Origin of the sequence: Mycolicibacterium sp. Y3 (genome assembly GCF_051188035.1) — a bacterium.
Taxonomy (GTDB): Bacteria; Actinomycetota; Actinomycetes; order Mycobacteriales; family Mycobacteriaceae; genus Mycobacterium; species Mycobacterium fluoranthenivorans.
Genome location: NZ_JAVQLT010000001.1, coordinates 2,760,926 through 2,786,226, shown reverse-complemented (window position 1 = coordinate 2,786,226; position 25,301 = coordinate 2,760,926). Strand labels below are relative to the sequence as shown.

Annotated in this window: 23 protein-coding genes; 11 read left to right on the top strand and 12 right to left on the bottom strand. The window is 65.9% G+C overall.

Going from position 1 to position 25,301, the window contains the following annotated elements; genetic code table 11:
• Positions 1-120 precede the first annotated feature (120 nt).
• Positions 121-3,003, top strand: a complete 2,883-nt coding sequence (locus QN239_RS13480; protein WP_499010990.1) for an MMPL/RND family transporter — start codon at positions 121-123, stop codon at positions 3,001-3,003.
• A gap of 7 nt (positions 3,004-3,010) precedes the next feature.
• On the opposite strand, the gene QN239_RS13475 is transcribed toward QN239_RS13480, so the two are convergent.
• The gene (locus QN239_RS13475) at positions 3,011-3,211 is read right to left on the bottom strand and encodes a hypothetical protein (RefSeq protein ID WP_499010989.1); all 201 of its coding nucleotides are present in this window, start codon (positions 3,209-3,211) and stop codon (positions 3,011-3,013) included.
• Between the two features lie 344 nt (positions 3,212-3,555).
• On the opposite strand from QN239_RS13475, the gene QN239_RS13470 reads away from it, so the two are divergent.
• The 3 genes from QN239_RS13470 to QN239_RS13460 are packed head-to-tail and all read left to right on the top strand — an operon-like array spanning position 3,556 to position 11,544.
• Positions 3,556-8,988: a glutamate synthase-related protein gene (locus tag QN239_RS13470; protein WP_499016741.1), complete on the top strand. Its 5,433-nt coding sequence runs from the start codon at positions 3,556-3,558 to the stop codon at positions 8,986-8,988.
• Positions 8,985-10,721 (top strand): diflavin oxidoreductase, encoded by a 1,737-nt coding sequence (locus QN239_RS13465; RefSeq protein WP_499010986.1) that lies wholly within the window; start codon positions 8,985-8,987, stop codon positions 10,719-10,721. The genes QN239_RS13470 and QN239_RS13465 overlap by 4 nt, the downstream gene beginning before the upstream one ends.
• Entirely contained in the window at positions 10,711-11,544 is an 834-nt protein-coding gene (locus QN239_RS13460) for a ChuX/HutX family heme-like substrate-binding protein (RefSeq protein ID WP_499010984.1), read from the top strand. Before QN239_RS13465 ends, QN239_RS13460 begins: the two co-directional genes overlap by 11 nt.
• 81 nt (positions 11,545-11,625) lie before the next feature.
• On the opposite strand, the gene QN239_RS13455 is transcribed toward QN239_RS13460, so the two are convergent.
• From QN239_RS13455 to QN239_RS13440, 4 genes are read right to left on the bottom strand one after another with little or no spacing between them, the layout of a single operon-like run.
• On the bottom strand, positions 11,626-11,895 hold the full coding sequence (locus tag QN239_RS13455) for a cytochrome C oxidase subunit IV family protein (protein WP_090353625.1): 270 nt from the start codon (positions 11,893-11,895) through the stop codon (positions 11,626-11,628).
• Between the two features lie 2 nt (positions 11,896-11,897).
• Positions 11,898-12,470 (bottom strand): cytochrome c oxidase subunit 3, encoded by a 573-nt coding sequence (locus tag QN239_RS13450; RefSeq protein ID WP_499010982.1) that lies wholly within the window; start codon positions 12,468-12,470, stop codon positions 11,898-11,900.
• Positions 12,467-13,183, bottom strand: coding sequence for a hypothetical protein (locus QN239_RS13445; protein ID WP_499010980.1), 717 nt, complete (start codon positions 13,181-13,183; stop codon positions 12,467-12,469). The genes QN239_RS13450 and QN239_RS13445 overlap by 4 nt, the downstream gene beginning before the upstream one ends.
• Positions 13,180-13,926, bottom strand: a complete 747-nt coding sequence (locus QN239_RS13440; protein ID WP_499010979.1) for a hypothetical protein — start codon at positions 13,924-13,926, stop codon at positions 13,180-13,182. The genes QN239_RS13445 and QN239_RS13440 overlap by 4 nt, the downstream gene beginning before the upstream one ends.
• A 131-nt stretch (positions 13,927-14,057) precedes the next feature.
• On the opposite strand from QN239_RS13440, the gene QN239_RS13435 reads away from it, so the two are divergent.
• From QN239_RS13435 to QN239_RS13420, 4 genes are all read left to right on the top strand, one after another.
• A complete protein-coding gene (locus QN239_RS13435) occupies positions 14,058-14,651 on the top strand; it encodes a TetR family transcriptional regulator (RefSeq protein ID WP_499010978.1) in 594 nt (197 codons plus the stop codon).
• 118 nt (positions 14,652-14,769) lie between these two features.
• Positions 14,770-15,042: a hypothetical protein gene (locus tag QN239_RS13430; RefSeq protein ID WP_499010976.1), complete on the top strand. Its 273-nt coding sequence runs from the start codon at positions 14,770-14,772 to the stop codon at positions 15,040-15,042.
• A gap of 81 nt (positions 15,043-15,123) precedes the next feature.
• Positions 15,124-15,828, top strand: a complete 705-nt coding sequence (locus QN239_RS13425) for a VIT1/CCC1 transporter family protein (protein ID WP_499010974.1) — start codon at positions 15,124-15,126, stop codon at positions 15,826-15,828.
• An 87-nt stretch (positions 15,829-15,915) separates the two neighbouring features.
• Positions 15,916-16,392, top strand: coding sequence for a DUF2231 domain-containing protein (locus QN239_RS13420; RefSeq protein ID WP_499010973.1), 477 nt, complete (start codon positions 15,916-15,918; stop codon positions 16,390-16,392).
• 13 nt (positions 16,393-16,405) lie between these two features.
• Here the strand turns inward: QN239_RS13420 and QN239_RS13415 are convergent, their stop codons facing one another.
• From QN239_RS13415 to QN239_RS13400, 4 genes are read right to left on the bottom strand one after another with little or no spacing between them, the layout of a single operon-like run.
• Positions 16,406-17,293 (bottom strand): M56 family metallopeptidase, encoded by an 888-nt coding sequence (locus tag QN239_RS13415; protein ID WP_499010971.1) that lies wholly within the window; start codon positions 17,291-17,293, stop codon positions 16,406-16,408.
• Positions 17,290-17,667 (bottom strand): BlaI/MecI/CopY family transcriptional regulator, encoded by a 378-nt coding sequence (locus tag QN239_RS13410; protein WP_499010970.1) that lies wholly within the window; start codon positions 17,665-17,667, stop codon positions 17,290-17,292. Before QN239_RS13410 ends, QN239_RS13415 begins: the two co-directional genes overlap by 4 nt.
• Entirely contained in the window at positions 17,643-18,584 is a 942-nt protein-coding gene (locus QN239_RS13405) for a hypothetical protein (RefSeq protein WP_499010968.1), read from the bottom strand. The genes QN239_RS13410 and QN239_RS13405 overlap by 25 nt, the downstream gene beginning before the upstream one ends.
• A gap of 60 nt (positions 18,585-18,644) precedes the next feature.
• Positions 18,645-19,484, bottom strand: coding sequence for an alpha/beta hydrolase (locus QN239_RS13400; protein WP_499010966.1), 840 nt, complete (start codon positions 19,482-19,484; stop codon positions 18,645-18,647).
• 113 nt (positions 19,485-19,597) lie between these two features.
• Here QN239_RS13400 and QN239_RS13395 point away from each other — a divergent pair, with 113 nt between their 5' ends.
• Genes QN239_RS13395 through QN239_RS13385 form a run of 3 tightly spaced genes read left to right on the top strand, consistent with a single transcriptional unit; the run spans position 19,598 to position 21,254 of the window.
• Positions 19,598-20,182, top strand: coding sequence for a TetR/AcrR family transcriptional regulator (locus tag QN239_RS13395; RefSeq protein ID WP_499010963.1), 585 nt, complete (start codon positions 19,598-19,600; stop codon positions 20,180-20,182).
• A 60-nt stretch (positions 20,183-20,242) separates the two neighbouring features.
• Positions 20,243-20,377 (top strand): hypothetical protein, encoded by a 135-nt coding sequence (locus QN239_RS13390; protein ID WP_499010962.1) that lies wholly within the window; start codon positions 20,243-20,245, stop codon positions 20,375-20,377.
• A 25-nt stretch (positions 20,378-20,402) separates the two neighbouring features.
• Positions 20,403-21,254 (top strand): adenylate/guanylate cyclase domain-containing protein, encoded by an 852-nt coding sequence (locus QN239_RS13385; RefSeq protein WP_499010961.1) that lies wholly within the window; start codon positions 20,403-20,405, stop codon positions 21,252-21,254.
• A gap of 7 nt (positions 21,255-21,261) precedes the next feature.
• On the opposite strand, the gene QN239_RS13380 is transcribed toward QN239_RS13385, so the two are convergent.
• The 3 genes from QN239_RS13380 to QN239_RS13370 form a co-directional block, all read right to left on the bottom strand.
• On the bottom strand, positions 21,262-21,639 hold the full coding sequence (locus tag QN239_RS13380) for a YidH family protein (RefSeq protein ID WP_499010960.1): 378 nt from the start codon (positions 21,637-21,639) through the stop codon (positions 21,262-21,264).
• Between the two features lie 89 nt (positions 21,640-21,728).
• Entirely contained in the window at positions 21,729-23,534 is a 1,806-nt protein-coding gene (locus QN239_RS13375; protein WP_499010958.1) for a phospholipase D-like domain-containing protein, read from the bottom strand.
• A 222-nt stretch (positions 23,535-23,756) separates the two neighbouring features.
• Positions 23,757-25,022: a sensor domain-containing phosphodiesterase gene (locus QN239_RS13370; protein ID WP_499010956.1), complete on the bottom strand. Its 1,266-nt coding sequence runs from the start codon at positions 25,020-25,022 to the stop codon at positions 23,757-23,759.
• Positions 25,023-25,301 lie beyond the last annotated feature (279 nt).

The window sequence follows — 25,301 nt, the reverse complement described above, 5'->3', positions numbered from 1 at the left end:
CGGGCGCGCGCCGGGCGACCTCGCTGCGGCGTGGGCCGCCAGTTGGTCGTAGCCCACCATTGCCTGACCGTATCTGGTACGAAAGAAACGACCTCTACGCCATCAGGAGAGTGCCAGCACGTGCCCGCCCCTACTTCGGTGACGGACACGTCCCCGCCCCAACACCAGCACAGCGGTATCCCGAAATGGATCCGCACCTTCGCCATTCCGATCATCATCGGCTGGATCGCCCTGGTCGCCTTGCTCAGCGTGGTGGTACCGCCGCTGGAAGTGGTCGGACAGATGCGCTCGGTATCGATGAGCGCGCAGACCGCGCCCTCGGTGATCGCGATGAAGCAGGTCGGCACGGTGTTCGACGAGTTCAAGTCGGACAGCGCGGTGATGATCGTGCTGGAGGGCGAGCAGAGGCTGGGCGCCGATGCCCACCTCTTCTACAACGACATGGTGGCCCGGCTGGAGGCCGACACCAAGCACGTCGAGCACGTGCAGGACTTCTGGGGTGACACGCTCACCGAGGCGGGGGCGCAGAGCCCCGACGGTAAGGCCGCCTACGTGCAGGTCTACCTCGCAGGCAACATGGGCGAGGCCCTGGCCAACGAATCGGTGGAGGCGGCCCAGAAGCTGGTCACGGCGGTACCACCGCCGCCCGGGGTCAAGGTCTTCGTGACCGGGCCCTCCGCGCTGGCCGCCGATCAGCAGATTGCCGGTGACCGCAGTGTCCGCATGATCGAGATGGTCACGTTCGTCGTCATCATCACCATGCTGCTGCTGGTCTACCGTTCCATCACGACGGTGCTCATCGTCCTGCTGATGGTGGTGCTCGAACTCTCGGCCGCCCGGGGTGTGGTGGCCTTTCTGGGCTACCACGACCTGATCGGGCTCTCCACCTTCGCCACGCAGCTCTTGGTGACGCTCGCGATCGCCGCATCCACCGACTACGCCATCTTCTTGATCGGCCGATACCAGGAAGCCCGCACTCTGGGTGAGGACAAGGAGTCGGCCTACTACACGATGTTCCACGGCACCGCGCACGTGGTGCTGGCGTCGGGCCTGACCATCGCCGGGGCCATGTTGTGTCTGCATTTCACGAAGCTGCCCTACTTCCAGACCCTGGGTATCCCCATGGCGGTCGGCATGACGGTGGCCGTCGTCGCGGCGTTGACCCTCGGCCCCGCGGTGGTCACCGTCGCGAGCCGGTTCCGCAAGCTGCTGGAACCCAAGCGCGCCATGCGCATCCGCGGCTGGCGCAAGATCGGGGCCCTGGTGGTGCGCTGGCCCGGCCCGGTGCTGATGGCCACCATCGCGCTGTCGCTCGTCGGCCTGCTCACGCTGCCCGGCTACCGCACCAACTACAACGACCGCAACTACCTGCCCGCCGATCTGCCGGCCAACGAGGGCTATGCGGCCGCCGAACGGCATTTCTCCGTCGCGCGGATGAATCCCGAATTGCTGCTGATCGAGTCCGACCACGATCTGCGCAATTCGGCCGACTTCCTGGTGATCGACAAGATCGCCAAGGCGATCTTCCGGGTGCCCGGGATCGGCAGCGTGCAGGCCATCACCCGTCCCGACGGTAAGCCGCTGAAGTTCAGCACCATTCCGGCCCAGATGAGTATGGGCGGTACGGCGCAGCAGATGAACGAGAAGTACATGGAGGACATGTTCGCCACCATGCTGAAGCAGGCCGGCGATATGGACACCACCATCGGCACCATGAACCGGATGATCACGCTGATGACGGAGATGAGCGCCACCACCCACAGCATGGTGGGCAAAAGCACCGACATGGCCGTCGACATCGCCGAGTTGCGGGACCACATCGCCGATTTCGACGACTTCCTGCGCCCCATCCGCAACTATCTGTACTGGGAACCGCATTGCTATGACATCCCGGTGTGCTTCGCCATGCGCTCGGTGTTCGACGCGCTGGACGGTATCGACGCCACGACGGATCAGTTCCAGAACCTGCTGCCCGATCTGCAGCGGCTTGATCAGTTGATGCCGCAGATGCTGGCGACCCTGCCTGCGCAGATCTCCACCATGCAATCCTCCCGGGACATGATGCTGCGGATGTACCAGACGCAGAAGGGCATCCAAGATCAGGCCAACGAGATGCAGGCGAACCAGTCCGCCATGGGCGACGCCTTCAACAACTCGAAGAACGACGACACGTTCTACCTGCCGCCGGACACCTTCAACAACGCCGATTTCAAGCGCGGCATGAAGAGCTTCATCTCCCCCGACGGAAAGTCGGTGCGGTTCATCATCTCCCACGCCGGGGATCCGTTGACCGCGGACGGCATCAAACTCGTCGACGATATCAAGGCGGCCGCCAAGGAAGCCGTGAAGGGCACCCCGCTGGAGGGCTCCAGGATCTACCTCGGTGGTATCGCGGCGGCCTTCAAGGATATGCAGGAAGGTAACAACTACGACCTGATGATCGCCGGAATCGCGGCGCTGACACTGATTTTCGCGATCATGCTGATCATCACGCGCAGCCTCGTCGCTGCGGCCGTCATCGTCGGCACCGTGGTGGTCTCCCTGGGGACCTCGTTCGGCCTGTCGATTCTGTTGTGGCAGCACATCCTGGGCATCGAGCTGCACTTCATGGTCATGGCGATGACCGTCATCGTGCTGCTGGCCGTCGGCGCCGACTACAACCTGCTGTTGGTGGCTCGTATGAAGGAGGAGCTGCACGGCGGTATCAAGACCGGGATCATCCGCGCCATGGGCGGCAGCGGGTCGGTGGTGACGGCGGCGGGCCTGGTGTTCGCGTTCACCATGATGTCGATGGCGGCCAGCGAGATGACGGTGGTGGCGCAGGTCGGTTCGACGATCGGCTTGGGCCTGCTGTTCGACACGCTGGTCATCCGGTCGTTCATGACCCCCTCGATCGCCGCCCTGATGGGTAAGTGGTTCTGGTGGCCGCAGGTGGTGCGGCAGCGTCCGGCCCGCAGCATCCCGGCCTGGAAGAACCGCGAGAAACCTGTCGACGTCTCGTAGCACCTGGTCACACCGAGAGCCCCGGGCAGGCACGGCGTGCCTGCACGGGGCTCTCGATCAGCGTCTTGTCGTCAGCGCGGCGGGCACGGCGCCAACGGCGGGCAGGGAACCGGACCAGGTCCGCCGGGACCCGGACCGGGGCCACCGGGACCAGGGCCGGGGCCACCCGGGCCGGGGCCGGGGCCACCCGGGCCCAGACACGGCGCATTGGGCGGGCAGGGCGGCGGCGGGCCTGCGCTGGCCGCACCCAGGCCGAACACGCCGGACAATGCCAGGCCGCTGGAAAGCACCGCGACGCCAAGCATCTTCCGTGATCGATTCACGTTGATATCTCCTTCGGATCGGTAATCATCGTGCGACTACCGATCCTGACGCCCCGACATGGGCACAGGCTTAGGTTTCCTTGGTGGCAGGTATGGATCCGCGGCACGAACAGCTGCGCGGGTACTAAGGTTAGGCTAAGCTGCTCGATCGGGTGTGCTCAATGGCGAGGGCTCCGTGAGTCGTCAGAAATGAGCGCGCCGTCAGCGGCTCGGGTTGAGGAGAACACATCTGAACGGCCTGTACGACCCCGAGTCCGAGAAGAGCAGCTGCGGCGTCGGATTCCTGACACGCAAGGACGGGGTCCAGACCCACGACGTCATTCAGAAGCTACACGAGGCGCTGTGTGCCGTCCCGCACCGCGGCGGTATGTCCTCCGAAGGCGTCGGAGACGGTGCCGGCGTCAATCTTGATCTCTCCCTTCGGTTTTTCGTCGGGGTGACCGGCCGCGACGATCTGCAGCTCGGCGAGTTCGGCGTCGGTAACTTCTTCCTGCCGTCGGACCCGGCCCAGCATGGCGCGGCCGAGTCGGTGATCGAGACCGCGCTCCTGGAGCAGGGTTTCGAGATCCTGCTCGCCCGTGACGTCCCCGTGGACAACACGGCGATCCGCCCGGCGGCCGTCGGCTATCAGCGGCCCATCCGGCAGTGGGTGTTCGGGGCGGCGTCCGCCGCAGTGTCCGACCGGCGGATCCACGACGCGTTGATGGCGATCGAAGCCGTCGCCTACACCCGGGCCGAATTGCAAGGGCTGTACCCACTCTCGCTGAGCGCACGCACCCAGGTACTCAAAGGGCGGCTCAACTCCCACGAGGTGGTGCCGTATTTCGAAGACCTGTCCGACCCGCGCATGCACGTGCACACCGTGTTCTTCCACACCCGGTTCTCGACCAACACCGCGCCCAATGCGACCATGGCCCAACCCTTCCGGTTGATGGCCCACAACGGCGAACTCAACACCGACAAGAAGAACCGGCTCTCCGACAACGCCATCGCCCGGGCCCGCAATCGCGCGATCATCCGGCCCGCCGGACAGTCCGACAGCTGCCGCCTGGATCAGACCCTGCAAGGCCGCGTCTTCGAGGACGGCCGGGATCTGGTCACCGCCGTCGTCGCGATGATGCCGCCGGCCTGGGAGAACGACCCTGCGTTGTCCCCGCAGGTCCGCGCGATGCTGGAGTACTTCAGCCTCTACGAGGAGAAGAACGACGGGCCGGCCGCACTCATCTTCGGCGACGGCACCATCGTCGGAGCCCGGCTGGACCGTCTCGGTCTGCGCCCACTACGCACCGTCGAGACCACCGAGTACCTCGGGGTGATGTCCGAAGCCGGACAGGTGTCCTTCCCGCCGGAGGACGTCCTCCGGCGGGGTCGCATCGAAGCCGGCGGGATGCTCTATTACGACCACGCCGAACGCCGCTCATACGACACCACCGAAGCGCTGGAACTGCTCGCCGCGCGCGCCGACTACCCGGCCATGCTGGCCCGCGCACGGGTCAACCTCGCCGACCTGCCGAACGTGGCCCCGGAAAATCAGCTGTCCCCCGCCCGCTACAACGGCAACCTGACCCGTCATCAGCGGTATGTCGCGTATTCGCTGAATCAGGAGAGCTTCAAGTTCCTGATGGACCCGATGTTGGCCACCGGTCAGGAGAAGATCTCCGCCATGGGCTACGGCGCGGCCATCAATGCGCTGTCCAACCACGAGGGCGGTATCGCCCGCTACTTCTCCCAGCGGTTCGCCCAGGTGACCAACCCGCCACTGGACAGCGTACGTGAGGCGGACGGGATGACGCTCCGGGTGGCACTGGGCGCCAAGCCCGACAGCGGCGCGCAACCCGCACCACAGATCGTGGTGCCCTCACCGATTCTCACGCATCTCGGCATGCTCAAGATCCGCGACCAGACGCACACGCCCTTGCAGCGGTTCGGCATGCGCTACCGGATCGACCTGACCGACCGCGCCGCCAACTCGTCGGCCCTGGTGCGGGCCATCGACGGACTGTGTGACGATGTCGAGGCGTTCGCCAGGGCCTCCGGCGGTATCGCCGTGATCTCGGATCGCCACGTCGGAAGTGACCTGGCGGCAATGCCTTTGATCATCGCGATCTCAGCGGTCAACCAGCGCCTGATCGAAGAAGGCCTGCGGCCGAGGGTATCCCTGATCGCCGAGAGCGGTCAGCTGTGCTCCTCGCACCACATCGCCACCGTCCTGGGTTTCGGCGCGTCGGCGGTCTACCCGCTGGCGGTGCAGATGCGTGCCGAGGAGAAGTTCGGCGACGAGGCCGACACCGCATTCAAGCACTTCGCCAAGGCCGCCGAGAAGGCACTGATGAAGACGATGGGCCGGGTGGGCCTGTGTACCGTCGAAAGCTATATCGGCGGCGAGTTCTTCGAGCCGAACTATCTGGACACCGGTGATCCGGTGCTGCGGCGGTACTTCCCGAACGTGACCTCCCCCGTCGCCGGCGTCGGCTTCACCACCCTGGCCGACACCGTCGCTGAATGGCATGCCCGTGCACTCGCCGTGACCGGCGAGCAGGACGTCCCACTTCTGGGCCTGTTCAAGGAGCGCGCCGAGGGCGCCGGCCACTCGTATGGGACCACCGCAGTCCGCGGATTCGTGGATATGACCGAGGAATCCATCTCCTTCGGTGACGAGGCACGCCCGGAGAACCTCGAGATGGCCGACCCCGCTTTCCTGCGCGGACTGCCCCTGCATCAACTCGAAGGGGCATTCGGTCTCGATGACGACGCCTACCGCAACACCAGTTTCGACCAGCTCACCCCGCGCGCCATCGACAGTTTCGACATCACGCCCGGCTACCGGAATTTCGTGTTCGCCATGAACACCGAGCGCGCCCGGCGCCCGGCCGCCCTGCGCGACGTGCTGGCCTTCCCCGCCGATGTCACGTTCCTGCGCACCGCCGAGGAATTCCGCACCGAGATGGGCCAGTTCGCCCGGTTCGGCAACAACGACTTCCAGGTGCGGGGATTGAGTGTGGTGCAGGTCAGCGACGAGTTCACCCTGCACCTTCATCATGACCCCGAACGCAGCACCGCGCTGCGTGATTCGCTGCTCCAGCGCTTCGGCGGCGCTATCGCCGATCACGACATCGTCGGGGACCGGCTGTGGTTGCGCGCCCGCGGCGAGGCGTTGAGCTACCTCGAAAGCCTGCGGACAGCCCCGGATTCCATCGCACTGAGCACGGTTCAACCAGCCAGTGAGATCACCGCCACGCTGGCGTCAGGGGCGATGAGTCACGGTGCGCTGGTGGCCCAGGCCCACGAGGCCGTCGCACATGGCACCAATTTGGTCGGCGGCCTGTCCAACTGCGGAGAGGGCGGCGAACACCTCACCCGGTACGGCACCATCCGCGGGTCGCGGATCAAGCAGTTCGCGTCGGGCCGGTTCGGCGTGTGGGCGGGCTACCTCGCCGATCCGATGCTGCGTGAGCTGGAGATCAAGATCGGCCAGGGCGCCAAACCCGGTGAGGGTGGCCAACTCCCGGCACCGAAGGTGACGGTGCAGATCGCGGCCGCGCGCGGTGGAACCCCCGGTGTCGAACTCATCTCACCGCCACCGCACCACGACACCTACTCGATCGAGGACCTCGCCCAACTCATCCACGACTGTAAGGCCGCCCGGGTCCGGGTGATCGTGAAGCTGGTGTCCTCGGAAGGTATCGGCACCATCGCCGTCGGTGTCGCCAAAGCCGGGGCCGACGTGATCAACGTGGCGGGAAACACCGGCGGTACCGGAGCCGCGGCGGTCACCAGCCTCAAGTACGCCGGACGCTCAGCTGAGATCGGCGTGGCCGAAGTACATCAGGCCTTGTGCGCCAACGGGATCCGACAGAAGGTGCTCTTGCGCTGTTCGGGCGCCCACCAGACCGCCGGCGACGTGGTGAAATCGGCGTTGCTGGGCGCCGACAGCTTCGAGTTCGGCACCACGGCATTGATGATGCTCAAGTGCGTGATGGCGAAGAACTGCAACATCAAATGCCCGGCCGGCCTGACCACCAATGCCGAAGCCTTCGAGGGTGACCCGCGCGCCCTGGCACAGTACCTGCTGAACATCGCGCACGAGGTACGCGAGATCCTGGCCACGCTCGGCCTGCCGTCGCTGCGCGCCGCCCGCGGCCGCAGCGATCTGCTGCACCTGCTGGAGCATCCGTCCAGCATCGGTCGCCTCGATCTGCGCGCCATGCTGGCCGTCGCCGAGCAGTTCGTGGTCGACGAGCCGATCTATATGGAGAAGGACTACGCGGTCGACGATTCATTTCTTGCCCAGCTCGACCTGGCCGGGGCGCACCTGGCGCCGGTACCGCTGACCAACCAGAACAAGAGCGTGGGCGGGCAGCTCGCCATCGATATCGAACGGATGCTCAACCACCAGGACGCCACCGGTGCGGCAGTCGCCACCGACAATCGGGGCCGCCGGTACTTGAAGCCGGATAGCGTCGTCATCACCACCAGCGGTTCCGCGGGTCAGAGCTACGGCGTGTTCTGCAACGACGGGATGACGTTGACGCACAGCGGTACCTGCAATGACGGTGTGGGCAAGAGCGCCTGCGGTGGCACCATCGTCGTGCGCTCCCCCGGTGGCGGGTCCACCGCTCCGGGCGGGAACGTCCTGATCGGCAACTTCGCCCTGTTCGGGGCCTCGGGTGGGCGGTTGTTCGTCGAGGGCGAAGCCGGCGACCGGTTCGCCGTCCGCAACTCCGGAGCCACCGCCGTCGTCGAAGGCGTCGGCGAATTCCTGTGTGAGTACATGACCAACGGCGCGGTGTTCAACATCGGCGACTACGGCAAGGGTGTCGCCAACGGGATGAGCGGCGGCTTCCTCTACCAGTACGACCCAGCCGGCGCACTCGGCGCGAAGGTCAGCGCGGACTCCGTGATCATCGCACCGCTCACCGAGGCGCCGTTTCACGATGTCGCCGCACACACCATGCTCGAATGGCACGTCGCGGCGACCGGGTCACCGAAAGGGCGACTCCTTCTTGACAACTGGCCGCAGACCCGGTTGGACGTGGTGTACGTGATGCCCCGCGCGCTGCTCCAGTATCAGGACTCGGACGCCATCCTGGCCGCCAAGTCACGCAAGGAGCTGCTCGACGAGCTCGCCACCTCGCTGGCAGGTTTCCAGGTACACAAGTTCAAACGCGCATACCGGGAGCGCCGCACGGTCCTCGGCGGGATGGTGCCGGGTTACGGCGATACCGACACCGAGGAGATGTTCGCCTTGTTGAACACCTACACGGTGCTCAACATGGCCCAGCAGCTGGCGCTGTCTCGGACACCGGGTGTCTCCGAGGTATCCGATCCACGGATCGCCACGGCGGTCCGCAACCTCATCCTGACCGAGGACTTCTTCCTGATCCAGAAACTGCAGAAGTATGCCCGCCAGGCCATCGAGGTCTTCGACGACGAGGAGCTGGCGGTGCTCATCGCCAAGAAGCGGATCACCGACTACAAGGATGCCCTGACCCAACGCAATGTGCTGTCGACGGACAGTCTGGGCACCTTCGGCTGGATTCTCCACCAGGACACCAAGAACGTGGAACGGATGGGCCGGCTGCCCTCCTTCGAGGAACTCTTTGCCGCACATACGGTTCCGGAGGTCGCCGCGTCGCTCCCCATCCTGGAGGTCACACCATGAAAATCGCCTACATCCCACCGGATGCTCCGTTCAACGAGGATCAACGGGCCTGGCTCTCCGGATTCCTGGCCGGACTGCATTCGCGGCTCGCCCTGAACCTGGCCACGCCGCCGCCGGTCGCCACGGACACCACCGGGCCGCGGCCTGCGCTACGGGTGCTCTACGGCACCCAGACCGGCAATGCCGAGGGGGTCGCCGGGGACGCCGCCGCAGCCGCCAAGGCGCAGGGTTTCGACGTGACGGTGAGCGGGCTCGACGAGATCGCGCTCGATGAGTTCGCGGGTCTGCGGTATGTGCTGATCATCGCCTCGACCTACGGTGAAGGCGAGATGCCCGACAACGCGGAATTGTTCTGGGCGGCTTTGTCCTCCGACCAGGCACCGCGGTTGGAGGGCGTGTCCTACGGCGTCCTCGCCCTCGGCGATACCAGCTATGACGGCTTCTGTCAGGCGGGCAAACTGCTCGACACCCGGTTGGAGCAGCTCGGTGCCAGCCGGGTCGTCGGCCGCGCAGACTGCGATGTCGACTATGAGGCGGCCGCCGCCGAGTGGGTGCACGGAGCGGTCGGATCGCTGGTCACCCTGGCCGGCGCCAGCGGCACTCCTGGCACACCTCCGCCCAGCACCCTGGCCCGTTCGGGGTGGACACGTAAGAACCCGTTCGTCGCCGAGCTTCCGGTCAATCGACTGTTGTCCGGAAGCGGCTCCGGCAAGGAGATAAGACACTACGAGTTCGCGCTCGCCGACAGCGGCATCCGCTATGAGGCCGGCGACGCCCTAGCCGTCGTCCCGGAGAACGACCCGGCGCTGGTCGCGGCGATCGCCGCGCACTTCCGGGTGTCGACCGACACCCACGTCAACGGCGAGCCGCTGGGTGAGCTGCTCGGGCATCGCTATGAGATCAGCACTCCCGGTAAGGATCTGCTCAGCGAGGTCGAGAGCCGCGCCGAGAACGAAGAATTCTCCCACGCGTTGCGCGGCGGCGTCCGCGAGGTCCTGGACCGCTGGCTCCACGGCAAGGACATTCTCGACATCCTGCGCATCGGTGGCGATGTGCTCAGCCTGGAGGAGTTGATCGGGTTGCTCAAACCGCTTCAGCACCGGGCGTACTCGATCTCGTCCAGTGCCCTGGCTCACCCGGACCGCATCCACCTCACGGTGGCCAGCGTGCGGTATCGCAGTGGTGGGCGAGACCGCGGTGGCGTGTGCTCCACCTTTCTGGCCGACCGCGGCGGCACCGCGCGGATCTTCCTGCAGCCCAACAAGTCTTTCCGAGTCCCTGCCGACGATGCACCGATGATCATGGTGGGGCCGGGAACCGGCATCGCGCCCTTCCGCGCCTTCCTGCAGGAGCGGGAAGCGCGTGGTGCGAGCGGCCGTAACTGGCTGTTCTTCGGCGACCAGCATCGCGCGCAGGATTACATCTACGCCGACGAACTCGAGGCGTGGCAGAGTTCGGGGTTGCTGACCAGACTCGACCTGGCGTTCTCACGGGACCAGGCCGCCAAGGTCTACGTCCAGACCCGGATGCGGGAGCAGGGACGTGACCTGTTCGCGTGGTTGCAGGACGGTGGTCACTTCTACGTCTGCGGCGATGCTTCCCGGATGGCCAAGGACGTCGACCGCGCCCTGCACGAGATCGTGGGCGAGCACGGTGGTTACACCGCCGACGAGGCCGCCGACTATGTCAACGCCCTCAAGAGGGAGAAACGGTACGTGCGCGATGTGTACTGACGGCCACCGGTGCGCGAACTGCCCGGCCAAACGCCTCACCGCCGGACCGCGGACCATCGCACAGGCGCTGCCCGCGCTGGGAACGGTGGTCGCTGTCACCGCCAACGACGCAGCACTGCTCAGCCACACCGGCGAGTATCTCGAACCGTCCCTGCCCGGCGAGGCCCTGCGCTGCGACGACCTGTCCATCGGCCTGCGGCTGGGCGACTTCCGGCATGCGTACCTGGCACCGCGGGCGCTGTCACTGAGCAGCGAGGCCGGCACCCATCGGGCGTACTTCACGCCGATGTCGGACACCTTGACCATCGGGGCCCTGGAGCTCTCACCCGAGGAACCGGTGCGACACGCGGAGCCGGTCGACTGGGCTTCGGTCGACTGGCATGACGCCGATCAGGTCACCCACCTCGATGCGCTCACCTTGCAGCGCTATCAGGTGCTCCCCTTCAGCGGCGCCCGCCGGGTCGATCCACGGGTGCTGCCCCACCTACTGGCGCACCTGACCGAGATGAGCGTGCCGTTCACCGTGGCGGTTCCCGGTGGCGGCTGCCTACAGCTGCACCGAGGCAGGGCCGCGATGATGGAGGACACCGGTTCGCATCTGTCCGTCGTGTTCGGCGCCGCCAGGTACGTGGTCGATCCCGCGCACGTCGCCGAATGCTGGGTGACCCGCATGCCGACCGCGACGGGGGTGACGTCGACTGTCGAGATCTACGACCACAGCCACCGGTGCATCACGGTGTTCACTCAGACGGGCCCGCTCTGTGAGCATCTGACCTCGGCGTGGGGGTCGATCACGGCGGCGCTCCCCGAGGACGCCCGCTGAGCGGATGGTGGCCAGGGTCGCCGGGATGCCGGTGGCGATTTGGATCGAATCGGTGAGATGTGCCAGGTGCGTGGCCGGTGTTCACACAAGGTAGATCACGAACGCCGCCCCGAACAGCACGACGAGCCAGGCATCGGTGGCCGATCTCAACCACCGGGGGGCGGTTCGCACCTCCATGAAGTACCGGATGATCAAGCGGGACTTGACCAGCGCCAGCGTGAGGACCACCGCGGTGATCGGCACGCTGGGTGCGGCGGTCCCCGAATGGGCCGGGGCGAGCCACCAGGACCCGAGGGTGATGGCCACCAGGGCCACCCAGGCCCAGGTGATCATCCGTGCGGCTCCGGTCATCATCACCTCATCACGTAGAACAGGGCGAAGATGATCACCCAGAGCAGATCGACCATATGCCAATAGATTGCGCCCGCTTCCACCATCGACGCTCGTCGCCGGCCGGGGTTGCGCAACTCGCGCACCAGCACGCCCAGCACGATGAGCCCCATCAGCACGTGTACCAGGTGCACACCGGTGATCACGTAGTAGAACGAGAAGAACATCTCCGAATTGGTCTGCCCCGCAGAGAGCTTGAGGAACCATTCATAGCCCTTCAGCGCCATGAAGAGCACGCCGCCGACACCACCGGCATAGATCAGCCTGACCGCGTGCTCAGGGCGGCCCGCGCGGGTCTCGAGTACCGCCCGGGCCACCAACCACGAACTCGTCAGCAGGATCACGGTGTTGGCCACGCCGAGGGTGATGTCGAGATGCTGGGCGGCAGCCAGGAATTCGCCCTCGTTCATGGTCCGATAGATCAGGAAGACGACGAAGTAGCCGGCGAAGATGACCATATCGCCCAGGACCATCACCCACATGTCCCCGTCACCGGGCAGCCTGCGCTGCACGGTGGACGGTTCGGTCCGGGTCATGAATTCGCCTCTCGCGCCGCGGCCCGACGCAGTAGCGCGATCAGCGCGACCAGCCACACCGAGAAGACCACGACCGCCCACCAGAAGGCGATCGACCCATTCCAGGCGAACGGACCGGATCTGAACACGAACATCTGGGTGGCGATGATCTCGGTGATGATCTGCCAGATACTCACGTAGGCAAACCATTTCGGGAAGATGTTGTTGCGGTCGTACAGGATGGCCACGGCCAGCACCAGGTAAGCCACCGAGAAGCAGCCCAAAGAACCGTTGTACGAGAGCATTCCGAGGTCATAGAGCAGGCTGATGAGCTCCGGGTCGCGGTCGGGGCGGAACGCAGCGGTCAGGAAGCACACCGTCACGAGCAGGAAGCCGGGCACCGCACCTACGCCCATCCCGCCGATGTAGCCATAGGCGAAGACCGATCCCACCGACATCCGTTTCATCTGGTAGGCCACCAGCCCGTTGGTCATCGCCGCACCGCCGAGCAGGACCAGCAGCACGGTGAACCCGATCTGGATGGTCAGGTGGTGCGCGGTGAAGAAGGCGACCTTCTCGGCCGCGGTGACGTCGGGCCGCGGTGGCGGGGTCACGCGGGTCAGGACACAGATGATGACCCCGAACAGCCCATACCAGGCCGGGAAGAACCAGGTCATCAGCCAGACATCGCGGGTCCCGCCGCCGGCGCGAACCGGTGCGGTCAGCACACTCATGGCGCGATCACGCCGTCGGCGATTGCCTGTCGGTGCAGCGCGGCCCGCAGGACGAAGAACATCACCAGGACGAATGCCGCAAAGGCACCGTTGCGAAGCCAGAAGGACAGCAGCCCATCCCAGGCCAGCGGCCCGGTGCGGAAGACGGCGGCGCCCGCGGCGGGCACCATCGCGACGGCGGTGGCCAGCGCGTAGTGACCTACCCAGCGCGGGAACACCGGATCCGCACGGTCATCGAAGTACACCGCCAGTGCCAGGAGGACGAACTGGCTGACCACCATGCCGACGGGGGCGATGAACACGATCCAGGCCAGGTCGTTGAGCAGCATGATGAGGTCCGGGTTGCGTTCCGGCCGAAAAGCCGCCACCAGGAAGAAGATGTTGGACAGGGCGAAGATGGTGGCGCCGCTGACCACCGCCGTCAGGTAGCAGTAGGCGAAGACGTGGCTCTGCCCTTTCATCCGTTTCATCTGCGCGAAGATCACCATGAAGAACGGCAGCACCATGATCCCGCACAGGTTGAAGGCGGCCTGGCTGAACCGGATCAGGGCGGTGTGGTCGGCGTAGAACGCGGCAACCTCACCGGCCGTCATGGTCGGCGACATCGGCGGCCAGAAACCGGGAAAAGCCAGCGCCGCGACCACGAGCACGGCCCCAACCGCCGGCCCGGTCCACAGGCTCACCCACTGCGCCTTGATATTCCCGGCTTTCGGCAGGTCTTGGGCCTGCTCGAGGATCTGCATCACGCCTCCACTGACTTGACTCAGGATTTTTCGTTTCGGATCGGCACACCGGTTATCACCGAGTCATGTTCATATGCACGGTATCCGGCAAACTCCACGATGGGAAGAACTTTCTGAGTAGAGTCAGTTTTATGCTGAAGCAGAAGGGTCTGCAGACCCGCGAGCGACTGCTGGGCGCCGCGCTCGCCGAGTTCAAGCGCGCGGGGATGGCCGGGGCGGATACCACGGCGATCGTCGCCGCTGCCGGCGTCGCGCACGGCACCTTCTTCTTCCACTTCCCCACCAAGGAACACGTGCTGCTCGAACTGGAGAAGCGCGAGCAGGACCGGATGGCCGCCGAGCTGACCCGGTTCTTCGGCACGGCGCACAGCGTGCGCGACACGCTGGCCGAAGCCGTCCGGGCATTGGAGACGATAGAACGACGACTGGGCCGCCGGTTGTTCAAAGACTTTCTGGCCCTGCATTTCTCCACCACCCGGCCGCCATCGGAGGAGTGGACCAACTATCCGATGGCGGTGGCCGTCGTCGAAGAACTCGACCGTGCCCGCCGCCGCGGGGAGATACCCACCGACGTCGATGTGCTGCACAACGGGGTGTCGTTTCTCCTCGGCCTCTATGCGCTGCTGCTCACCCTCCCCGAAGCCGCCGAGGTCCGCCAACCTGCGATCGACGAATACCTCACCACCTACGTGTACGGCTTGCGCGTGATCTCCGGGACCCGGTGATCAGACCCGGTGAATGGACGTTGTCGTCAAAACCGAGCGGCAACGGGCGCCGCACCTGACAATGAGCACTGCCAACACCACGAGCAGGCGGGGCTGCCCCAGATCGAAGGAGAACGTCATGAGTCGACGTACCACCTCAGCGTTGTTCGCGGTGGGGTTCGTCACCGCCGCGGCACTGATGCCACTGGTCAGCGCACCCGTCGCCGGTGCCGATGTGTGCGCAGGCGCCGACGGCAGGCACTTCGCCGCCGGGGGTTGCACCAACATCGCAGGTGACGCCGTCGCGGGCGCGGCGATCGCCGCGGCGCACGTCCCCTACGTGCCCGGCGAGGTGCCCTGCTACACCGTCGAAGGTGTGCCGTACTTCACCCCGCCCGGGGACCCCTGCTGAGCCGAACCACGCTGCGCGAACAGTAGTTTGGTGAGGCTAGGTTTGCTGGCGACCGGCGGCCGGACTGCTTAGTCTGACGCTGTGTCACATCCCGCCGAACCGCACATCGGGTCCGTTTCGTCGAAGCTGAACTGGCTGCGCGCCGGCGTGCTCGGTGCCAATGACGGCATCGTGTCGACGGCGGGCATCGTGGTGGGCGTGGCCGCGGCGACGGTGGAACGCGGCCCCATCCTCACCGCCGGTATCGCCGGCCTCGCCGCGGGCGCGGTGTCCATGGCGCTCGGTGAGTACGTGTCCGTGAGCAGTCAGCGCGATACCGAGCGCGCCCTCCTGAAGAAGGAGCGCGTCGAACTGCGCGACGATCCCGAAGCAGAACTCGAAGAGCTCAAGGCCATCTATGCCGCAAAAGGCCTGTCCGAGGCCACCGCGCAAGCGGTGGCCACCGAGCTCACCGAACATGATGCGTTCGCCGCACATGCCGAGGCCGAACTCGGCATCGATCCGGACGAACTCACCAGCCCCTGGCAGGCGGCCTTCTCCTCGGCCGCGTCCTTCATCACCGGTGCCCTCCTGCCCCTTCTGGCGATTCTGCTGCCACCGCCGAGCCTGCGGATCCCGATCACCGTCATCGCCGTGCTGATCGCGTTGGCCCTCACCGGATCCGTCGCGGCGCGACTCGGCGGCGCCGGCCGGCAACGCGCCATCCTGCGCAATGTCGTCGGCGGCGGCCTGGCACTTGCCATCACCTATGGCATCGGCCTGCTGGTGGGCACCGCCGTCGCGTGAGCTGGCGACTCCTTCGCCACCGAGCCTGACTACTACAAGATATGTAGTATGTCGTCCGGATGATCCGGTCCTACGGAAGGCCTACTTTTGTCGACAATTCAAGGGTTGCCCGCCCATGTTCTGCTGGTGCATTTCGTCGTGGTGTTGGCGCCGCTGACTGCCGCGCTCGCGATCACCTGCGCCCTGTGGCCCGCGGCCCGGCGGCGGCTCACCTGGCTGGTGGTCGTTCTGGCCGTGGTGACCACGGTCCTCACGCCACTGACCACCGAGGCCGGCGAGTGGCTGGAGCATCAGACCGAACGCACCCCGCTCTTGCACGAGCACGCCGAACTCGGCGACACCATGGTCTATTTCGCGATTGCACTGCTCATCGGCGCGGCCCTGCTCGCCGTCGTGCACGTGCGGGAATCCCGCGAGCGCCCGTTCACCCCGGCCCTCACCTGGGCCATCGCGGCGCTGGTCGTCATTGCCAGTGTCGCCACCACCGTTCAGGTGGTGCGGATCGGTGACTCGGGCGCCAGGTCAGCCTGGGGCGACAAGGCCACGGCCGACGCAGGCGAGTGAAAGCTCCTGCGGTTCAGCCGATCACGTTGGACAGCGGCTCGCCGCGCTCGGGTGCCACGTGGTCCTGGGCGATATCGACAGCCAGACACGTTTGCACGCTGATCAATACGGCGACGACGCCGGCGAGCGCCAGCAGGTACCAGCGCTGACGAGGCGGCGCCTCATGTGTGAGCGCGAGGACTCTCGCCCGGACATCGCTCGGACGGCCGGTGATACGGCACCCGGGCGCCGGCCGAGCGTGCGCACACAGCAGCGCCGCGCGGGCGATCGCCCGTGCGGCGTTGCCTCGGCCACCCCGTGCGGCGTGCTCGTCGGCGCTGCGCTCGACAGCCAATCGCACCACCCGGGTCCACGGCCGCAGTAGCGGATTGATGCAGGCCGCGAGTTCGACTGCCTGGACGTGGAAATGGTGCCGCTGTCGCAGGTGCGCTCGCTCGTGGTCGATCACCGCACGCCGCTCCTGCGCTGTCATCACCGCGGTCAGGCCCGTGGTGAGCACGATCAATCCCCCGGCCCGCCCGGGCACAGCGAACGCGTCCGGGCGGTCGTCGTCGACGATCACCACCGCGCCGTCCTTATCGGCCGCGCCACTTCGGATGGCCCGTCCTGCCCGCACCGACATCCGTACCCGCAGCAGGTGGCGGAGGGCCAAAAGCAGGAGACCCGAGCAGATCCCGACCAGCGCCGGACCCCCGATCCGGCCCATGACGTCGGGTTGGCGGAGCAGAATCGAGGCACCGGCGATCATCGAGGTCCAGGTACTGATCGCCAACATCAGCGCCAGAGTCGCCGCTACGGGTGCTCGCCAATACGGATGAAATCTGTCAGCGAGGGCGGGCAACACTGCGGTGAGTGCGATCGCCAGCGCCCACGGCGCGCAGAGCAGGATCCAGATGGTCACCGGCCGTCACCGTCGATCTCGTGACGTGACAGCACTTCTCGAAGCAGCGCCTCGTCCTCGGATGACAAGCTTGCGACGAAGCTGCTCAGCACGTCGGCCCGGGCATGCCCGCCGTCGAGCTCACGACGCATCCGCAAGGCAGCCTGCAACGCCGGGAGGTCGCCGGGCGCGGCCGCCAGCGTGTACCGGTGCGAGCGACCGTCACGGTCCCGGGTGACCGTGCCCTTGCCGGCCAGTCTCGTCAGCACCGTCATGACCGTGGTGTACGCCAGACGCGACCCCAGCTCGGCGCGCACCTCGGCCACCGTCATGGCCTCGCCGCCGGCGAGTACGGCGATGACGGCGTCTTCTAAGTCACCCGGGTCTCTGCGCACCTGTCGCTCCCTTCCGGACCAGCATAGGGAGGCTGCGGCAAGGACACGAAGTAGGCGTCCAGCACGCGCCGGCGACCTACGGCCGCGGCGGTCTTACGCGAAGCGAGGTTGATGCGGTCGATGGTGCCGATCAACAGCACGTCCGGGTCTCGACCGGGTTCGGCCGCCCACGCCGCCTGTCCCGCAGCGGCGTAGCCGTGGCCACCGTGCTCGACGGTGACCACTTCTTCGTTGATCACGTCACCGTCAATCCAGTCGATCACTCCCGGCACCACCGCCAGCAGACCGACGATGCCCGCGGTGGTACGGATGGCGCGCAGTTGATCCTGGATGTGCCAGTCATCGAGCTCTGCGGCGGTGGCGGCCGAGATATTGTGAGCCAGAGCGGAATCCAGCTGTCGGTACCGGTCCGCGACGATCGCCATGGCGGTCTCGGCACTGTCGAAGGGCGCCAGCCATACGTTCGGGGACGGCGAGGTCATCTCGCGGTAGGTCGCCACGTAGACGCTTTCGTCGAGCACGACCCCCGCTCCGCCCAGCCGCCCCGGGGCGGTCCGCACCCGCAGACACAGGGGTGCGAACATCGCCCATTCCTGACTGACGCACACCCGCATCCGGTTCAGGTCGTCGAAGCTGTGCGCGATGATCTCGACGAAGGGCCGGTTGATATCGCGGCCATAGAACCGGATTCCACCCAGCAGCGTTCCGGCTGAGGTGACGATGTGGCGGTGCAGATAGTCGGTGGGCCGCACCCCGGGCAGGTCGACGTGATCGGAGAACTCGCGGGCGAAGGCGAGGTCGTGGGTGCGGGCCACCTGGCGGGCGAGCCATGTCTCCAGCAGCGTCCGGCCGCGCCGCCCGTAGAGAGCATCGGCGATATCGACTTCGTCGCGAAGAGAGGGCCAGGCCGCAGACATCACACTCAGTGAAGCCCAGCGGGCCCGGCCCCCTCAACCGAATTTCGGCGCAGCGGGGTGTCAGAACCGCGTGACGAAACTCAGTGCCGCGTCGGCCACCTCACGCCAGCCGTTGTCGACCACCAAGGAATGCCCGCGACCGGCGAATTCGACGAACTCGGTCACGTTGGGGTTCTTCTTGTACTGCTTGTAGGAGGCCTTCGCGACCGCCGACGGAACAGTGTGATCCAACTCGCCGGAGATGACCAACAGCGGCCCCCGCTCAGGGTTCTTGGTGTTCACCTTGGTGGCAGAGGCCGGGTTGAAATTGGCGACGGCCGCCTGGAACAGGGGTCGACCCGGGCCGGCGACCGAATACCGGTCGTACAGCCGCTGCGACTCCTCCTCGGATACTGCGTTGCCGAAGCCGTACCGGAACTGCTTGGGCGTCAGCGCCACCGCCCGGCCATAGTTCAGCGGGTTACCCAGCACGGGGAACGCCGAGCGCAACGCCGACAACGGCAGGGGGAGCACCCCGCGGAACGGCGCAGGGTCGATGGCCACGGCAGCCTTGGCCAGGCCGAGGCCGGCGAGCTTCTGAGCGATCAGGCCGCCGAAGGAGTGCCCGATGATGATGGGCTTGCGATCCAGGGCGCGGATCACGTCGGCGTAGTGATCGGTGATCTCGGCGACCCCCTTCCCGACAAACACCGACGGATCGCGGCGCGCGTCGGCGGTGGTGGCCGGATCGTCAGGCCAGCCCGGGGCGAGTGTCACGAAACCCTGCTCTTCGAACAGGGTGCGCCAGTCGTCCCAGCTGTCGGGCAGCAGCCACAGGCCGTGGACGAACACGACGGGCTGCGCACCCGAGCGGTTCGCGCGGTCGATCTCGCTCTGTTCGCGTGCGGTGATGGTGGTCATCGACTTCTCCTCTAGTAGAAAGAACGGTCGTTCTTCCTACCTCAACCGTCCCGGCCCGCCAGGTATTCCCCGAAAGAGAAAGAACGTTCTGCCTCGGGCGTACCGTGGTGGTCATGGAATCCAGTGCGCCGGTGTCGGAGGCCCGTGAGCGGCTTCTGCGCACCGCAACCGACCTCTTCTACCGCGAGGGAATCCATTCCGTCGGCGTCGACCGCATCCTGGCCGAAGCCGGTGTGACCCGCGCCACCATGTACCGGCATTTCAAGGGCAAAGAAGACCTCGTCGAGGCGTACCTGGCGGCCGAGGATCAGACCATTCGCGGTTATTTCGCCGCCGCCGAGTCGGCCGGTGGCGACGCCGACATGCTCGAACTGGTCATCGACGGTATCGCCGAGGACATCGCTCGGTATCACACCCGCGGATGCCCGTTCATCAACGCGGCCGCAGAGTACCCCGATCCGGACAGCCGTATCCGGCGGCTCATCGCCGAGCACCGCGGCTGGTTTCGCGGTGCCCTCGAGGACGCCGCCGCCGGGCACGACAATCCTGCGGAGATCGCCTCCTCGCTGGCCTTGCTGCGAGACGCCGCACTGGTCGGGGGCTATCTGGACGGAGTCGCGCACACAAAACCCGCGTTCACGCGCGCTGCCCGGCAGGCGGCCGGGCTACCACCGGAACCCCGGACATCTCGGGTGTAGATCCTCACGAAGCGGGTATACGATCCGTTGTCCACTGCCACAACATGATTGAGTGTCGTGATGGGTTATCCGTTCTCCCCCGATGAGCCGCGCCCCAGCGGAAGCCGGGACATGCCGCCGGTACCCAGGTTGTGGATCACTTTGGCGGTCACCGCAGCGACCGTGCTCGCGCTGGTACTTGTCGTGCTGACATGACGTCGCCGTCGCCCATACTGGTCGGGTGACGTCAACCACCGTAGCCTGGGTCGTCGTCGGGCTGGCCCTCGCGGGCCTGATCACCCTCACCGTGCTGCTGATCGTGACGCACAGCAAGCTGAAGAGCACGCGAAGCGAACTCGAGCGCCTTCGGCGCGAGAGCCCCCGCCGGCGCCGGCCCCGCGGACTGGCACCCGTCGCGATCAAGACCGTCTGGCAGGCAGCAGACTCACTGATCAACAAGGGCGTCCGCGCCACCGTCCGAAATTCGATCGAGGATCTGGCGGGCTGGGCCCGGGTGGAACGTCCCGACCTGGCCCGCCTGACCGCCGACGGCCAGGCCGTCATCGTGTTCTCCGATATCGAGGGTTCGACCGAACTGAACGACGCACTGGGCGACCGCGAATGGGTGAAACTGCTTGAGCGCCACAACAAACTCTTCTACAAGCAGGTCGAGAAGTTCGGCGGACACGTGGTCAAGACCCAGGGCGACGGGTTCATGATCGTCTTCGCAGATCCGCGTCAGGCCGTCCGCTGCGGCCTCGGCGTCCAGCAGGAGCTGAATGCCGATCCGCAACGCTGGGATGACATTCGCGTGCGGATCGGCATCCACATGGGCACCTCGGTGCGCCGCGGTGACGATCTGTTCGGACGCAACGTCGCCATGGCGGCGCGGGTGGCCGCGCTGGCCGAGGGCGGTGAGGTGCTCATCAGTGAGCCGGTACGCGAAGCGGTCGGCAAGCTGCCGGGTGCCGAGTTCGGGCTGCCACGCGAGGTCGAGCTGAAGGGCCTGCAGGGCAGCCACACCGTGTACCCGGTGTCGGCGAGCGACTCCCTTGCGCTGGAGAGCGCCGAGGACCGATCGGGATGGCCGTAGCGTCGCGCTACATCCGAAGTGTCACACCGAGCAGGGCGATGAGGCCGAGGCCGGCGATGAGGGCGGCGACGACCGAGGCGATCGAGTAGCGCATCGGACCGAAATCCGAAGAGAGTGCCCGCATTTCCTGTCGATGCTGAACCCAGCCCAGGATCAGCGCGGTCAGCCCCACCAAGATCATGGCCACCCCGACGACCTGGGGACTGACGAACGGTTCGCGCAACCGGCCGCTGTCGGCGAGGTACTGGAAGATCTGATAGATGGTGAAGCCGAATGCGATCAGCGAAGTACTGGTGCGCGTCCACGCCATCAAGGTCCGTTCCAGCGCCAGCCGGGTTCGTTCAGCGGCGAGCCGGGTATTGGCATCCAGCGGGTGATCGGCCATGGCTGGCACTCCGTCCTTGCGCGGCGTCGTTCACCGGAGCATACGGTCGGGGGCCAGCAGACCTCGACACATTGGCACTGCGATCGGAGTCAGCGGCCGAATAGGCGGCGATCGGTGCAGTGCAGGTTGTGAGTGTTGAAGTACTTGTCGGTCCAGCCGTCGGTCGTGGACAGGTACCAGCCGGCCGCAACCGCGGCGGCCTGCTTGTTGGCCGGGGCGATCGCGGGTGTGACCTTCGCCTTCTTGGCCAGCCTGTCGAGGAAGTCGTAGTGGTCGACCAGGAGCAAGGTTTCGATGACAAACGCGGTGGCCACGTCGGCATCGCGGATGGCGAGCAGATTGTCGCCGTTGTCACGTTCGCCGCCTTCGGCCAGGTTCGACGACCCGCAGTAGACCGTGGCGTCGTCGCCGTTGAAGCCGCACACCACGTACTTGTGATGGATCTCGTGGAACCTGATACCGGGCACGTGATGAAACGGCGCCGGCAGTGCAACATCGCCCGGTTTCCCCGTGACTAGCACTCCACCTTGTTCACCCACGCCGTAGAGCGTGACGCCCTTAGGTGCGTCCGAGATCCCGAAGCTGAAGATGTCGCGGTTGACGTGCAGATCGTTGAGCGCGTCATACACGCGGTGGCTCCCGCGACCACTGATCTGCATCACCGCGAAGAACACCGACCCGATCGTCGGCGCGTCGACTGCCGCCTCGGCGTCGATGCGGTCGACGACGCCCTGCAGGATCTCATCGGCGAAAGGTCCGGCGTGCGGGGAGAACGTCGCCGTCGTCGCCGGGACCGGGCCTGCCGCGTCGCCCCAGACGAATGACTGCGTGCCCCATGTCGATTCGGCGAATGCCTTCGGATCCGTGTCGGTATCCCAGGATCGGTTGAACACACCGGAGTAGATGTCGGCGACGGTGCGGTCGTCGAACACCAGCACGTGGTTGGCGTTGACGTAGACACCGGTGATGGAGAAGTTCGTCGACCCGGTCAGCACTGTGCGCGCACCCTGCTCGTCGGAAACGATGAACACCTTGTCGTGGGCGTAGCGCCTGAACTTCTTTCGCTTGATGGTGTCGGGGTCTTCGGCCCGGGCGCGGAACGCCGTGGTGAAGGCGTCCTCTGGCGACGGTTTGTCGGCGGTGCCGGTGTGCAGGGCCGCGTTGTCCAGGATGATGCGCACGCGGTTCTGCTCGCCCAGCGTCAGCAACGCCGCCACGACGGAAGGTTCGTCGAGGTCGTAGGCGAACACGTCCAGCGTCAGGGTCGGATCGGCAACTACCTGGTCGAGCAGGTCCAGCAGGGCACGTCGGGCGGTGAAGCCGAGCCAGTCGTATTCCTGCGCGTAGGTGTAGGTGTGGCCGTCGTTGTTGGTTCCGGCGGTCTGTGAGATGTCGAAGGTCAGCGGCGCGCCGGGAGGCTGAATGTGGACGTCGTCGCCGAAGTGCCGGACGAACGCCTGCGACTGGACGTAACCGCGGGTGAATGCCACCGTGAGGCCGCCCTTGACGAAGGGCCCGACAGGTACCTGCAGCGACAGACTGGCGTCGGGGTCCAGCGCGGTCAGCACACCGGCGTCGGTGAAATAGCGGGGGGTCACCACGTAGGTGTACGTGCCGAAGGCCGGCTGACCGCCCTGATGTACCAAGCCGGGGACATGGACCCAGCGGAACTTGTGGATCGGGGCGTTGGCACTGGAGAACGGATCCTCACCGGGAACTTTGGCATGAGCGGGCGATTCGCGCAGCCGCAGATTGTTGGTCACGTAATACGCATGCTCAGCGCCCGGCGGATATACCTGGATGCTGAAGCCGCCCAGGTTCTTTCGGGCGTCCTCGGTTTTCACGTTGAACGCCAGCAGAGACTTCGCATCGCCCGTGTACGCGGTGAAAGTCATCTGATCGTTTTCAGCATGGACAGTGGCCATGGCTCCCCCACATCTCGGCAAGACGGGCGCGGCACCGCCCTTATGAGCAACACCTGCGGCCCGATCGACCGCAGACATCATCGCGCCGAGCGGTCGGCGGCAACAGAGTAGTGGCCTACCTCAATCTGGGGTCAGTCAGCCGAAGCGACGTCAACCATCGCGATGAAACGGCAGAAATCGTTCAGCGGCCGACTACTCAGGAGCGCGGTCCGGGCGACCCAGCAAGAACCCCTGACCGAAGTTGATGCCCAGACCCCTGAGGGCCAGCATTTGTGGTTGACATTCGATCGCCTCGGCGATGGTCAGCGAGCCCAACTCGGTCGCCAGTTGGACGATCGACCCAGCCAGCGCGCGTTTGACAGGGTCATTCTCAATGCCGCAGGTGAGCTCACCGTCGATCTTGATGATGTCTGGTCGTAGCCGGAGTAGCTGGGTGAAGCTGGCGAATCCCGCCCCGGCATCGTCGACGGCCAGTTCGATACCCTCGGCGCGCAGCGGCTTCAATTGCTCGGCGAAGTCGTCGGGAAACGGCTCGTGCTCGGTGATTTCGACCACCAGTCGCCGTTTGGCCGAGCACAGGATGTCCTGCACAGCAGGGTCGAGAGCAGTCAGCGGGCTCAGATTGACCGCAATGAAACAGTCAGTCGGCATGCGAGTCGCGGCCGCGAGTATCTGCTGCAGTGCAAGGAGTTCAAGCGAATAGCCCCGGCCTAGTCGCCGCGCTGTGTCGAACCACTGCGCGGGCGTCATCTCCGGCGCCGCGGGAAATCTGGACAACCCCTCGAACCCCAGGGGCTGCCCCGTCGACAGATCGACAATGGGTTGGAACACCGGCAGCAACGCCGGTTCCGATAACAGGGCATCGATCCGGCCGTGTAGTTGGTCGTCACCGATGACTTCCGGAAGCAGCACTGAAGCCAGAAACCGGGCGGTTGAGTCGGCGTTCTGCGTCCGGGGGTCGGCAAGCAGATCATCAAGCAGGCGAGACAGCTCCGAGTGTGAATCGATCAACGCTGAGACGAACCGGCTGATCGATGTTATGGCAGCCACGTCTGCATCTGTGAACCTGTTCGCCTCGGTCGCCGTCACAGACAAGGCGCCGACTGCAATATCGTTGTGCATCAACGGAATAACGACCAGCGAGTGTATGCCGAGCCGATTGCCGATCTCCCAGACCTGTGCCGTCAGCAGCCGGTCGGTGGAGGTTTCGGGGCTTATTTGCGGTTGTCCGGTCTCAATTGCCCGGCCCTGGAAGGTGCCTTCCGACGGGAGCGTGAGGCCGAGCAGAGATGCCACGAGCCCATGGGCTGACACGACTACAAACTCGTCGTCACGCGTGTAGATGCTTACGGCTGCACCATCGGCCTTCGGCGTGAAAAGGCAAGTCTGCTCGGCAATCCTGCTCATGAGCGACACCGAGTCGATGGAGGCGGCCAGCACCGCCGTCAGCTTCTGCATCGAGTAGACACTCTAGTGGCGCAGGACCGCGCACTGTCGCAAAACCTGCATCCTAGCTGTCAGCTCCAGTTGCCCTGCGCGACAGACTCGTGCACCGTGGGCGTGGCCATCGTGGACGCCAGCCGCCAGCCGCCAGCCCAGAACCCGCCGTGCTTACGCATCGGGTGACAAACGCGGCTATTCCGAGGAGAATGCGCTGGCTCGGTATGGCGTACGCGTGCTGACGCGGCCACGTGCGTAGATCCGTCTCACTGTCCACCAGACATGCAATTAGCGGTC